The sequence below is a fragment of the Sphingopyxis italica genome, assembly GCF_011926545.1.
Lineage (GTDB): Bacteria > Pseudomonadota > Alphaproteobacteria > Sphingomonadales > Sphingomonadaceae > Sphingopyxis > Sphingopyxis italica.
Genome location: NZ_JAATIT010000008.1, coordinates 1 through 11,917 on the forward strand (window position 1 = coordinate 1; position 11,917 = coordinate 11,917).

Here is an 11,917-nt window from a genome sequence, read left to right on the forward strand (position 1 = left end):
CTGCGGCCACTATAATTGAACCAATCATCGGTCACACACTCCAATTTTACATTGAGTCGAGGTTGGCAGGTTGTTGGGATGTCGGCAATCGGTCGTTAGTGGTCAGTCCGTGGTCAAATCTGTCCGGGAAAGTTTCAGCGGACCCAAAGGCCGACCGAAGATCACTTTGCCGGATAATCGACCGCCATCACTTCCCATTCTTTCGGTCCGGCGGGAAGCTGCACGGTCCTGAGGTCACCCACCGCGGCGCCGCGCAGCGCGCGGGCGAGGGGGCTGTTCCAGCCGATCCGGCCTTCGCCGGCCTCGGCTTCATCATCGCCGACCAGCGTGACCACGCGCCGCGCATCGTCGTCATCGGCCAGCTCGACCGTCGCGCCGAACCAGATGCGGCTCTTGTCGGGTTGCTCGGCGGGATCGACGACGCGCGCCGCCTTCATGCGTCGGGCGAGGAAGCCCAGGCGCCGGTCGATCTCGCGCAGCCGCTTGCGGCCATAAATATAGTCGCCATTCTCGCTGCGGTCGCCATTGCCCGCGGCCCAGCTGATCACCTCGACCAGCTTCGGCCGCTCACCGCCTAGCAGGGCGTTATATTCGGCGCGCAGCGCGGCATAGCCCGCCGGGCTGATGATGTTCGTCTTGTCCCCCGCCATGCGGCGCTTACCCCGGCGTGCGCTTGCCGAGGTAGAAGCTCAGCGGGGCCTGCGCCCGCGCCGCGCCGCCGTCGCGCAGCGTGTCATAGACGACGGCATTTTCGAGCACGCGCTGGACATAATTCTTCGTCTCGAAAATCGGGATCGCCTCGATCCAGTCGAGCATCGGGATCGAACCGGTGCGCGGGTCGCCGTTGGCGCGCAGCCATTTGTTCACATTGCCCGGCCCGGCGTTATAGGCCGCGACCGCGAGCGGATAGCTGCCGCCGTAATAGCGCAGCATCTGCTGAAAATAAGTCGATCCCAGCGTCATATTGTAATTGGTGTCGGTGGTCAGCAGGTCGCGGTTATAAGATAGTCCGAGTTTGCCCGCGACCTCGTTCGCCGTTGCCGGCATCAACTGCATCATCCCGCGCGCGCCGGCGTGGCTGATCGCGGCGCGGTCGAACTGGCTTTCCTGCCGCGTGATCGCGTGGATGAAGGTCCAGTTGTTTTCATGGCCCGATGGCACGCGCACGGTCGGGAAACCTGATACCTCGACCGCGTCGAGGCTGTTCGCCTGCGCGCTGCGGCCGATCATCACGCCAAGGTCGGGGCGCCCGATCTGCTTGGCGAGCTGGCCGGCGAGCACATGGTCGGCGGGCGAGCTGGCCTGCTGCGCCAGCGCGCGCAGGAACGCCGATTGCTCGCGCCACGCGCCGATCTCGCCGAGCGCGCGCGCGGCGCGCACCAGCCGGTCGTCCTCGAACGCGCGCCGCTCGCCGCTGCTGACATCGATTGTCGGGTCGGGCGTCGGTTTGGGCTGCGGACGGTTCAGCCGTTCGAGCGACAATTGGCCGTAGAATTGATCGTAATGCTGTGCGGCGTCGGTGAAATGCGCGTTCGCGCCGGCGCGGTCGCCCGCCGCCAGCGCCGCGCGGCCGGCCCAGTAAAAGCCCTTGGTGCGCGTCTGCGCCGAGCGCGCCGCCTCGCCATAGGCGCGGTAGTGCTTTTCCGCCTCGGCGGGCCGGCCGAGATCCTTGAACGCGAGCTGCCCCGCCAGCCAAGCAAGCGAGGTATAATCGTCGCGCACGCCGAGCGGCGTTTCGCGGACGACGGTGCCGGGCGGCAGCGCGTCGTCGAGCTGGCGCGCGATATTATAGGCGGTCAGCTTGTCGCCGCCCGACTCGGCGAGCCGCGCGTTGGTGAGCAAGGTTTCGAGCCATTCCTCGGCGTCGGTCGGCGCCTTCGCCAGCGACCGCGGCGCGGCAAGCAGCGCGCGCGCTTCGCCGTCGCGGCCCGAGGCGCGCAGCCAGGTCGCCTTGGCGGTGATATAGCCGGGGTCGGTGCGCGTCAGCGACGGGTTGGCGCTTTCGACCGCCGACGCCTGGAACGCCGCGTCGACCGCGCCGCTGCGCATCGCGAGCCGCGCCGCGAAGATGCTGCGCTTGGCGGGCGAGGTGTAGGCGAGCTGGCGGCTCGCCGCCGCGGTCGCGCCGAGCCACAGCAGCTTGTCCATGCGCGCGTCATGGTCGCCGGGGGTGATCGCGCCGGGGAACATGCTGAGCGCGCGGCTCGTTTCATAATCGTCGAGCGGTCCGCTCGTCCACGCGCGGCGGACGGCGGCATTGGCGTCCTCGCGCCGCCCCGCGGCGTTGAGCGCGAGCGCGTAGCGAAGCTGTCCGCTCGCGGTCTGCGGCGGATAGGACTGGAAATAGGCGAGGGTACGCGCGGGATCATAGCTGTCGAGCGAGATCGCTTTTTCGGCACGCGTGCGCAGCTTTTCGGCATCGGGCCAGCCGCGGTTCGCCATCAGGAAGCGCGAAAGCTGGTCGAACGACGCGCCGCTATTCGCGGTCAGGCGGCGCCACTCCATCACCGCATCGCCGACCGAATTGGGCGAGGGCGGCGGCCCCGATACCGACGCGAGCCCCATCTGGGCGCGATACCAGGCCATTTGTTCTGGGGTGAGTTCGCTCGCATGAGCGGCAGAGGGGACGAGAAGGGCCGCGGCGAGCGCGAGGCGGGAGATACGGGACAGCGAGATCATACCGGCCATCGTAATAGCAAACTCCTTGCGGGGCGCTGAATAGACGTCCAATAGCGGCGCGCCGGCCGGATTCTATCGGTCCGGGCCTGTCCTTGTAAAGGAGCGATACATGTTTTCGGGTTCGATTCCCGCCTTGGTGACGCCATTCCGCGACGGGGCGTTCGACGCGCCCGCCTTCGCGCGCCTCGTGGACTGGCAGATCAAAGAGGGCACCAGCGCGCTGGTGCCGTGCGGGACGACCGGCGAGAGCCCGACGCTCGGCTTCGAAGAACATTATCAGGTCATCGATACCTGCATCCAGGCGGCGGCGGGGCGCGTGCCCGTGATCGCGGGTTGCGGATCGAACGACACCGCGACCGCGATCCGTCATATGCGCCATGCTCAGGCCGCCGGCGCGAGTGCGGCACTCGTCGTCGCCCCCTATTACAACCGGCCGAGCCAGGACGGCATGGTCGCGCATTTCCGGGCGCTTGCCGATGCGAGCGACTTGCCGATCGTCGTCTACAACGTCCCCGGCCGCACCGTCGCCGACATCAGCGCCGAGACGATGTGCAGGCTCGCCGAAATCCCGAGCGTCGTCGCGATCAAGGATGCGAGCGGCGACCTTGTACGCGTCACAATGCACCGTGCGGGTGCGGGCGCGGACTTCTGCCAGCTCTCGGGCAACGACGACCTGTGGCTCCCGCACGCTGTCATGGGCGGCGTGGGTTGCATTTCGGTCACCGCCAATGTCGCGCCGCGCCTCTGCGCCGATTTCGCCGCCGCCGCTGCCGAGGGCGACTGGGCGCGCGCGCTGGCGCTCCACGACCGTCTGTTCGATCTGCACAAGGCGATGTTCTCCGACACGTCTCCCGGGCCGGTCAAATATGCGCTGTCGCGCCTTCACGACTGGTTTTCGCCCGAAGTGCGCCTACCTATCATCCCGGCGGACGAGACATCGCGCGCCGCCGTCGATGCCGCATTGTCCGCGGCCGGAGTGATGTAGGTATAAATGGCTCGTCCGCAGTCCGCCGCCGAATTCGACAAGAAGAAGGTCGTCGCCGAGAACCGGCGCGCGCGCTTCGACTATGCGATCGAGCAGGTGTTCGAGGCGGGCATCGCGTTGCAGGGCACCGAAGTCAAATCGTTGCGCTTCGGCGAGGGAACGATCGCGGAGAGTTATGCCGAGGTGAAGGGCAATGAGGTGTGGCTGATCAACAGCAACATCCCCGAATTCAGTCATGGCAATCGGCATAATCACGAACCGCGGCGCCCGCGCAAGCTGCTGCTCAACGGGCGTGAGATCAACAAGATGCACGCGGGCGTGATGCGGCAGGGCATGACGCTCGTGCCGCTCTCGGTCTATTTCAACAGCCGCGGCCGCGCCAAGGTCGAACTCGCGCTCGCCAAGGGCAAGAAGGCGCACGACAAGCGCGAGTCGATCAAGGAACGCGACTGGAAGCGCGACAAGGCGCGGTTGATGAAGGACCGCGGATGAGCGCGGGTAAGCAGCGCGACCCAAAGGGGCGGGACAAAGCGGCGGTGATGAACTGGATCCGCCGCAACTCGCCGACGCGCGAGGAGCTGCTCGAAAGCCGCTTCATCAAGCCCTTCGCGCACCGCGTCGCGCACAGCCATTTGTGGCGCTTCACGCGCACCTCGGTGCCGCGCGGCACCGCGCTCGGGCTGTTCGTCGGCATCTTCTTCCTGATCCCGGGCGTGCAGATACTGGGCGTCGCGCTGCTCGCGCTGCCGTGCCGCGCCAACATCCCGATCGGCGCGGCGATGACCTTCCTCTCGAACCCGGTGACGACGCCCTTCATCATCCTCGCCTCGGTGTGGCTGGGCGACTGGCTGTTCGGGCTTCACGCCAACAGCGCGACCTTTTCGGCGATGGTCGAGCATGGCGCGTCGGCGGGCGAGTGGCTGCACTGGGTCTTTTCGGACGCCGCGCCCGCGATGCTCGCGGGGCTGCTCGTCATCTCGGTCGTCTCGGCGGCGATCGGCTATGTGATCGCCACGCTGTTCTGGGACAATTGGATTCGCCTCCGCTGGCGGCGCAAGCTGGCGCGCGCACGCGACCAACGACATGAGGCATCGACGAGCGACACGGCCGCCGGTTGAACCCCCCCGAAAACCGGGCGTATAGCGGTTGCATCGCTGATCCGCGGTCTGTTTTCACGGCGCGGATTTTCGCTTCAAATCGATAACCGGGGAATATCATGACTCGCTTGAATATCTCTTCGCGCCTTATGGCGACCGCCGCGCTTGGCGCGCTGGCGCTTGCCGCCGTTCCCGCCACCGCACAGGAGCAGGCCGCTCCCGCCGCGCAAACCGACGCTCAGCCCGAGATCGGCACCTTCGGCTTCGACCTTTCGGGCATGGACAAGAGCGTTCAGCCGGGCGACGATTTCTATGCCTATGCCAACGGGACCTGGGCGAAGAATACCGAGATCCCGGCCGACAAGTCGAACTATGGCATGTTTACCGCGCTCGCCGACCTGTCGCAGACGCGCACACGCGAAATTCTCGACGTCGCAAAGGGCGATCCGAACAGCATGATCGGCCGCGCCTATGCCTCCTATCTCGACTCGGCCGCGATCGAAGCGAAGGGCCTCGCGCCGATCGAGCCCTGGCTGAACAAGATCCGCGCCGTCGACAAGGCCGGCCTCGCCAAGCTGCTCGCCGAAGCCGACCGCAGCGGCGTCCAGCATTTCTTCGGCGGCTATGTCGGGCAGGACGACAAGAATCCCGAGGTTTACATCTACACGATGTTCCAGGGCGGTATCGGCATGCCCGACCGCGATTTCTACCTGAAGGAGAATGAGCGGAACGCCAAGCTGCAGGCCGCTTATCTGACGCATCTCGAAAACGTCCTGACGCTCGCGGGCGAACAGGATGCCGCGGCGCGCGCCAAGGCGATCTACGACTTCGAAAAGCAGGTCGCGACGGTCCACTGGGACAAGAATGACAGCAGCGACGCGACCAAGGTCTATAACAAGATGACGATCGCCGAACTGGCCGCCGCGGCGCCCGGCTTCGACTGGCAGGCCTTCATCCGCGGCATCGGCGTCAACGAGGATTCGCTGCTGGTGTCGCAGCCCAGCGCCTTCACCGGCGAGGCGAAGCTGCTCGCCGCCGCGCCGATCGGGGTGATCCGCGACATGCTGATCGTGCGCAGCCTCGACGGCTTCTCGGACGTGCTGCCCGATGCGGTCGCAGAGGAGGCCTTCTCCTTCTACGGCACCGCGCTGTCGGGCACCCCGCAGATGCAGGAACGCTGGAAACGCGCGGTCGATTTCACCACCGGCAACATGGGCGAGGCCGTCGGCAAGGATTATGTCGCGAAATATTTCCCGCCCGAAACCAAGGCGGCGATGGATGTGCTCGTCAAGAATGTGCTCGCCGCGCTCGACACGCGCATCACCAACCTGACGTGGATGCAGCCCGAGACGAAGGTCAAGGCGAAGAAGAAGCTCGCCAATTTCACGACCAAGATCGGCTATCCCGACCGCTGGAAGGATTATAGCAAGCTCGAGATCAAGGCCGACGATTTGTTCGGCAATGCGCTGCGTTCGAACCAGTTCGCGCACGACGACAATATCAGCCGCCTCGGCGGCCCGATCCGCCGCTGGGAGTGGGGGATGACCCCGATGACGGTCAACGCCTACGCCAATTTTGGCATGAACGAGATCGTCTTCCCCGCCGCGATCCTCCAGCCGCCCTTTTTCGATCCGCACGCCGACGACGCGATCAACTATGGCGGCATCGGCGCCGTCATCGGCCACGAGGTCAGCCATCATTTCGACGATCAGGGCGCGAAATATGACGAGACCGGCAAGCTTGCCGATTGGTGGACCCCGGCCGACGTCGCGGCGTTCGAAGCCGCGGGCAAGGCGCTGATCGCGCAATATGATGCCTATGAAGTCCTGCCGGGCGAAAAGCTCGACGGCACTTTCACCCTCGGCGAGAATATCGGCGACCTCGCCGGCCTGACCATCGCCTACGACGCGTACAAGAAGTCGCTCGGCGGCAAGGAAGCGCCGGTGCTGGGCGGCCTGACCGGCGATCAGCGCTTCTTCCTCGGCTGGGCACAGGTGTGGCGCCGCAACTATCGCGAACAGAATCTGTCGCAGCGGATCACGACCGATCCGCATTCGCCCTCGATCCAGCGGACTTGGGTCTCGCGCAATCTTGACCCTTGGTATAAGGCCTATCAGATCAAGCAGGGTCAGAAGCTCTATCTGGCACCCAAGGACCGCGTCCGCATCTGGTGATGCGCCACTAAGAAAGACAGCCGTTGACCGTGCAAAGCCTGCCCTCCGCTGATGGTGATGTCATCAGGGGGGCGGGCCCCGCCGGGCCGCTGGCGCCCTCGGCGAGCCTGTCGCAGCTCGACATGGGGCTCCTCGGCGGACTGGTGCTGCTTTCGGCGGCCTTGCTCTTCTGGGCGACCGGCAGCGCGATATTGGCGGCCGGCTTCGTCGCGGGGCTCGCGGTTGCCGCCGCCGGCGTTCTGCTCGTGCGCCGGCTCTTTCCCGCGGCGGTGTCCGGCGAAGCGGCCGCACCCGACTGGACGATGCTGCGTCAGGCGGTCAATCACGACGATGTCGCGATCGCGGTCACCGATCGCGGGGGGCGGATGGTCTGCGCGAACGACCTGTTCGGAACCTGGTTCAATGGCTTCGTGACGCCGCCGGGCCTACCGCTCGAAGGGCGCGGCGCCGAGGAATTGAAAAATGCCGGCCGCATCGCGTGGCGCGATGGCGAGGGACACGCCGACGATATCGCGATCGGCCCGCTGCAACTGCGCGCGCAGGTGATGCGCGCGGGGCAGTCGGAGGACTATCTGGTCTGGCGCTTTTCGGCGCTCGAACGGCTCGATCTCGTCGCCGAAATCGTCCGTCACCTCGATGGTCCCGCGGGCCGCACGCTCGGTCACGCCGGAGTGATGGCGGCGCTCGTCAGTTCCGAAGGACGGCTGCGCGTCGCCAATCAGGCGTTCCTGCTTCGCGCGCTGGGCGAGGGCGACGCGGTTCATTATGCCGGCCGCGACGTCGCGCCGATGATCCGGCTCGACGATGCCGGCGCGCTCTATTTCGCGCGCGAGGGTGATCGCGCGACCCCGGTGCGCCTGATCCAGATCCCGCTCGCGCCCGCCGATAGCAACACGCCGATGCTGCTCGCGCTGCTCGACGAGGAAATGGGGCCGACCGATCGCGGCACCGCGCAGACCTATGTCGAAACCCTGTTGTCGCTGCTGCCCTTCGGGCTCGCGATGGTCGATCGCGACGGGCGCTTCCTCTACATGAACCGCGCCTTCGTGCGCGCCGCGAGCCTGCCCGAAGGCAAGATGCCGCGCTATCCCGGCGACATCGTCGTGGGTGAGGACAAGGGACCGCTCGCCGACATGATCCGCCGCCACAGCAGCGGGCAGCAGGTCGGCGGCGACCTGTCGATTCGCCTTGCGGGGCAGAGCGGCGATCCGGTGTCGATGCGCGTCGTCGGCGTGCGCGGGCTCGGCGAAGCCGCAGTGCTCTTGAGCCTCAAGGATTCGAGCGAGGAATCGCGCCTCAAGCGCCAGGTCGCGCAGGCGTCGAAGATGCAGGCGGTCGGCCAGCTCGCGGGCGGCGTCGCGCATGATTTCAACAATATCCTCACCGCGGTGCTCGGCGCGTGCGACCTGATGCTGATGCGCCACACGCCGGGCGACAGCGATTATGACGACATCCAGCAGATCCGCAGCAACGCCAATCGTGCCGCCAGCCTGACGCGGCAATTGCTCGCTTTCTCGCGCCAACAAACCTTGCGCCCGCAGATATTGCAGCTGCCCGACGTGATTTCGGAAGTGTCGCATCTTTTGAAGCGGCTGATCGGCGAGACGGTGCAACTGTCGGTGCATCACGGTCGCGGTCTCGGCGCGGTGCGCGCGGATCCGGGCCAGCTCGAACAGGTGATCATCAACCTCGCGGTCAATGCGCGCGACGCGATGCCGGGCGGCGGGACGCTGACCATGGAAACCTTCCCGGTGTCGGCCGCCGACGTGCGGCAGATGGGCAATGAATTCATGCCGCCCGCCGATTATTGCGCGCTCAAGGTCAGCGACACCGGCACCGGTATTCCGGCCGACGTGTTGCCCAAGATTTTCGAACCCTTCTTCACGACCAAGGACGTCGGCAAGGGAACGGGGCTCGGGCTTTCGACCGTCTACGGGATCATCAAGCAGTCGGCGGGCTTCATCTTTGCCGACAGCAAGCCGGGGCAGGGGACGAGCTTTTCCATCTATCTGCCCGTTCACCGCGCCGACGGCGATGCGCCCGCCGCGCCGCAGCCGCCGGCCAAGCCGAAGAAGAGTCAGTGGGGCACCGGCACCATCCTGCTCGTCGAGGATGAGGATATGGTGCGCGCCGTCGCGGAACGCGCGCTCACCCGCGCGGGTTATAGCGTCGTCACCGCTTCGCAGGGCGAAGAGGGACTCGAACGCTTTGCGCAGATGGAGAAGGTCGATTTGATCATCAGCGACGTCGTGATGCCGACGATGGACGGCCCGGCCATGGTGCGCGCGATGCGCGCCAAGCGTCCCGACCTGCCGGTCCTGTTCATGTCGGGCTATGCCGAGGAACAGCTGCGCCAGTCGATCGACATCGACGATGTCGCCTTCCTGCCCAAGCCCTTCTCGGTCGCGCAGCTTGCCGAGGCGGTTTCGGCGACGCTCGACGACGCGGCGCATCGGGTGCCGGATGGCCAGTAACCAGCGCATCCTGCTCGTCGAGGACGATGTGCTGATCGGCATGATGCTCGCCGACATGTTCGACGCGCTCGACCTGCCCGAACCGGCGCAGGCGACAAGCAACGAGGAAGCGTTGGCGCTCATCGCCGCCGAACCGCTCGCCGGGGCGCTCGTCGACATCAACCTTGGCGACGAAAAGGGCTGGCCGGTCGCCGACGCACTTGCCGCCAAAAATATTCCCTTCGCCTTCACCTCGGGCGGCGGTGACGTCATTCCGCCCGCGCATGCGCACCGCAAGCTGATCACCAAGCCGTTCCGGATCAGCGACATCGAAGCGGCGCTGGAGGAGTTCGGGGTGTAATAACAACGGAGACAATTATTTTGTTCCCCTCTTGTTCCATGAGAACAAATGTGGCACATGGTTCGGGCGTTGCGATGCTTCCGCTGTCGCTCTAGAGCTGGAAAGGACGGCAAATGGCCGGACAATTGTCACTCGTCGAATCGGGGAAATCAGTGAACAACACGGACAGGCAGAAGGCGCTCGACGCCGCGCTCGCGCAGATCGATCGCGCGTTCGGCAAGGGCTCGGTGATGAAATTGGGCTCGAAGGAAGCGATGCAGGTCGAGGCGATCTCGACCGGTTCGCTCGGGCTCGACATCGCGCTCGGTGTTGGCGGGCTGCCGCGCGGCCGCGTCATCGAAATCTACGGCCCCGAAAGCTCGGGCAAGACGACGCTCGCGCTGCACACGCTCGCCGAAGCGCAGAAGACCGGCGGCACCGTCGCCTTCGTCGACGCCGAACATGCGCTCGACCCGGTCTATGCCCGCAAGCTCGGCGTCAATATCGACGAACTGATCGTGTCGCAGCCCGACACCGGCGAACAGGCGCTCGAAATCGTCGATACGCTCGTCCGGTCGAACGCGATCGACGTGCTCGTCGTCGACTCGGTCGCCGCGCTCGTCCCGCGCGCCGAAATCGAGGGCGAAATGGGCGACAGCCATGTGGGGCTTCAAGCGCGTTTGATGTCGCAGTCGCTGCGCAAGCTCACCGGCTCGATCAGTCGCTCGCGCTGCATGGTGATCTTCATCAACCAGCTGCGCATGAAAATCGGCGTGATGTACGGCAACCCCGAAACCACGACCGGCGGCAACGCGCTCAAATTCTACGCTTCGGTCCGCCTCGACATCCGCCGGACCGGCCAGATCAAGAATGGCGACGAGATCGTCGGCAACACCACCCGCGTGAAAGTGGTGAAGAACAAGGTCGCACCGCCGTTCAAGCAGGTCGAATTCGACATCATGTACGGGCAGGGCATTTCGAAGATCGGCGAAATCCTCGATCTGGGCGTCAAGGCCGGGATCGTCGAGAAATCGGGCGCTTGGTTCAGCTATGATTCGATCCGCATCGGGCAGGGCCGCGAAAATTCGAAAACGTTCCTCAAGGACAATCCCGAGCTGATGGAGCGGCTCGAAGCCGCGATCCGCGGGCGCACCGAAGCGGTCGCCGAAGAAATGATGGCCGGCCCCGACGACGAGGGCGACGACGACAATTGATAGCCTTCCGGCCGGTTCGCCTTGCTCGAACCGGCCGGCCGACGGCGGCGGGCCACAGCCCCTTTGACTTGCGCTCCCCTCTCCCCGCAGGTCGGCCCGCCCGCCGTTGATCCTTGCGCGGGCCTTGCCAGCGGCTACAAGCGGGCCATGCCCGCGATCCGTCTTTTCGGCCTCCCCACCGACATCAACAGCAGCTTCGAACGCGGCGCCGCCGCCGGCCCCGCCGCGATTCGTGAGGCGCTGTGGAGCGACCGCGGCAATATGGCGAGCGAGCTCGGCCCCGGAATCGGCCCGGAGATTGGCAGCGACATCCTCCTCACCGACGACGGCGACCTGCCGCTCACCGAAGACACGGCGCAGGACGACGCGGCGATCCGCCGTCATGTCGCCTATGCGCGCGAGGATGGGGACATTCCGCTCGCCCTCGGCGGCGACCATGCGGTCACCTTCCCGCTCGTCGAGGCCGCGGCGGCGTGCCACGGCCCGGTGACGATCCTCCATTTCGACGCGCACCCCGATCTCTATGACGATTTTGCCGGCAACCCGCGCAGCCACGCCTCCCCCTTTGCGCGCATCTGCGAGGCGGGCCATGCGAAGCGGCTGGTGCAGGTCGGCATTCGCACCCTCACCCATCATTGCCGCGAACAGGCGGCGCGCTTCGGCGTTGAAATCGTGCCGATGGCCGATTTTTCGCCCGACCGCGTCCCGGTGCTCGACGGCCCGCTCTATATCTCGATCGATCTCGACGGCCTCGACCCGTCGGCGGCGCCCGGCGTCGCGCATCCCGAGCCCGGCGGGCTGACGGTTCGCGAACTGCTCGCGGTGCTGCACAAGCAGACCGCGCCGATCGTCGGGGCGGACATCGTCGAGCTGCATCCCGGCCGCGACATTGGCGGTGTCACGGCGATCGTCGGCGCCAAACTCGTCCGCGAGCTCGCGGCGCTGATCGACCGCAACGGCCCCTATCGGCCCTGA

The 11,917-nt window shown here is 66.1% G+C and carries 10 protein-coding genes; 8 read left to right on the plus strand and 2 right to left on the minus strand.

From position 1 onward, the window contains the following. Nucleotides 1-161 precede the first annotated feature (161 nt). Nucleotides 162-650 (minus strand): transcription elongation factor GreB, encoded by a 489-nt coding sequence (gene greB / locus GGR90_RS18915; RefSeq protein ID WP_167922970.1) that lies wholly within the window; start codon nucleotides 648-650, stop codon nucleotides 162-164. A gap of 7 nt (nucleotides 651-657) precedes the next feature. Further along, nucleotides 658-2,688: a lytic transglycosylase domain-containing protein gene (locus GGR90_RS18920; protein WP_167922971.1), complete on the minus strand. Its 2,031-nt coding sequence runs from the start codon at nucleotides 2,686-2,688 to the stop codon at nucleotides 658-660. A gap of 100 nt (nucleotides 2,689-2,788) precedes the next feature. Between GGR90_RS18920 and dapA the strand changes: the two genes are divergently transcribed. From dapA to speB, 8 genes are all read left to right on the plus strand, one after another. Further along, nucleotides 2,789-3,664 carry a 4-hydroxy-tetrahydrodipicolinate synthase gene (gene dapA, locus GGR90_RS18925; RefSeq protein WP_167922972.1) on the plus strand — a complete coding sequence of 292 codons (876 nt, stop codon included), beginning with the start codon at nucleotides 2,789-2,791 and terminating at the stop codon, nucleotides 3,662-3,664. A 6-nt stretch (nucleotides 3,665-3,670) separates the two neighbouring features. Then, the gene (gene smpB, locus GGR90_RS18930) at nucleotides 3,671-4,156 is read left to right on the plus strand and encodes an SsrA-binding protein SmpB (protein WP_167922973.1); all 486 of its coding nucleotides are present in this window, start codon (nucleotides 3,671-3,673) and stop codon (nucleotides 4,154-4,156) included. Further along, entirely contained in the window at nucleotides 4,153-4,782 is a 630-nt protein-coding gene (locus GGR90_RS18935; protein WP_167922974.1) for a DUF2062 domain-containing protein, read from the plus strand. The genes smpB and GGR90_RS18935 overlap by 4 nt, the downstream gene beginning before the upstream one ends. Nucleotides 4,783-4,910: 128 nt before the next feature. Then, nucleotides 4,911-6,935, plus strand: coding sequence for a M13 family metallopeptidase (locus tag GGR90_RS18940; RefSeq protein ID WP_245198835.1), 2,025 nt, complete (start codon nucleotides 4,911-4,913; stop codon nucleotides 6,933-6,935). A gap of 122 nt (nucleotides 6,936-7,057) precedes the next feature. Then, on the plus strand, nucleotides 7,058-9,409 hold the full coding sequence (locus GGR90_RS18945; RefSeq protein ID WP_167922994.1) for a hybrid sensor histidine kinase/response regulator: 2,352 nt from the start codon (nucleotides 7,058-7,060) through the stop codon (nucleotides 9,407-9,409). Next, nucleotides 9,399-9,749, plus strand: a complete 351-nt coding sequence (locus tag GGR90_RS18950; protein WP_167922976.1) for a response regulator — start codon at nucleotides 9,399-9,401, stop codon at nucleotides 9,747-9,749. Before GGR90_RS18945 ends, GGR90_RS18950 begins: the two co-directional genes overlap by 11 nt. 113 nt (nucleotides 9,750-9,862) lie before the next feature. Continuing rightward, nucleotides 9,863-10,942, plus strand: coding sequence for a recombinase RecA (gene recA / locus GGR90_RS18955; RefSeq protein ID WP_167922977.1), 1,080 nt, complete (start codon nucleotides 9,863-9,865; stop codon nucleotides 10,940-10,942). Nucleotides 10,943-11,089: 147 nt separating this feature from the next. Beyond that, a complete protein-coding gene (speB, locus tag GGR90_RS18960; RefSeq protein ID WP_167922978.1) occupies nucleotides 11,090-11,917 on the plus strand; it encodes an agmatinase in 828 nt (275 codons plus the stop codon).

Bases quoted from the DNA above. Each gene is read 5' to 3' on its own strand.
- recA (WP_167922977.1), top strand. From the start codon at position 9,863: ATGGCCGGACAATTGTCACTCGTCGAATCGGGGAAATCAGTGAACAAC.
- greB (WP_167922970.1), bottom strand. From the start codon at position 650: ATGGCGGGGGACAAGACGAACATCATCAGCCCGGCGGGCTATGCCGCG.
- GGR90_RS18950 (WP_167922976.1), top strand. From the start codon at position 9,399: ATGGCCAGTAACCAGCGCATCCTGCTCGTCGAGGACGATGTGCTGATC.
- GGR90_RS18945 (WP_167922994.1), top strand. From the start codon at position 7,058: ATGGGGCTCCTCGGCGGACTGGTGCTGCTTTCGGCGGCCTTGCTCTTC.
- GGR90_RS18935 (WP_167922974.1), top strand. From the start codon at position 4,153: ATGAGCGCGGGTAAGCAGCGCGACCCAAAGGGGCGGGACAAAGCGGCG.
- smpB (WP_167922973.1), top strand. From the start codon at position 3,671: ATGGCTCGTCCGCAGTCCGCCGCCGAATTCGACAAGAAGAAGGTCGTC.
- GGR90_RS18940 (WP_245198835.1), top strand. From the start codon at position 4,911: ATGGCGACCGCCGCGCTTGGCGCGCTGGCGCTTGCCGCCGTTCCCGCC.
- dapA (WP_167922972.1), top strand. From the start codon at position 2,789: ATGTTTTCGGGTTCGATTCCCGCCTTGGTGACGCCATTCCGCGACGGG.
- GGR90_RS18920 (WP_167922971.1), bottom strand. From the start codon at position 2,688: ATGGCCGGTATGATCTCGCTGTCCCGTATCTCCCGCCTCGCGCTCGCC.
- speB (WP_167922978.1), top strand. From the start codon at position 11,090: ATGCCCGCGATCCGTCTTTTCGGCCTCCCCACCGACATCAACAGCAGC.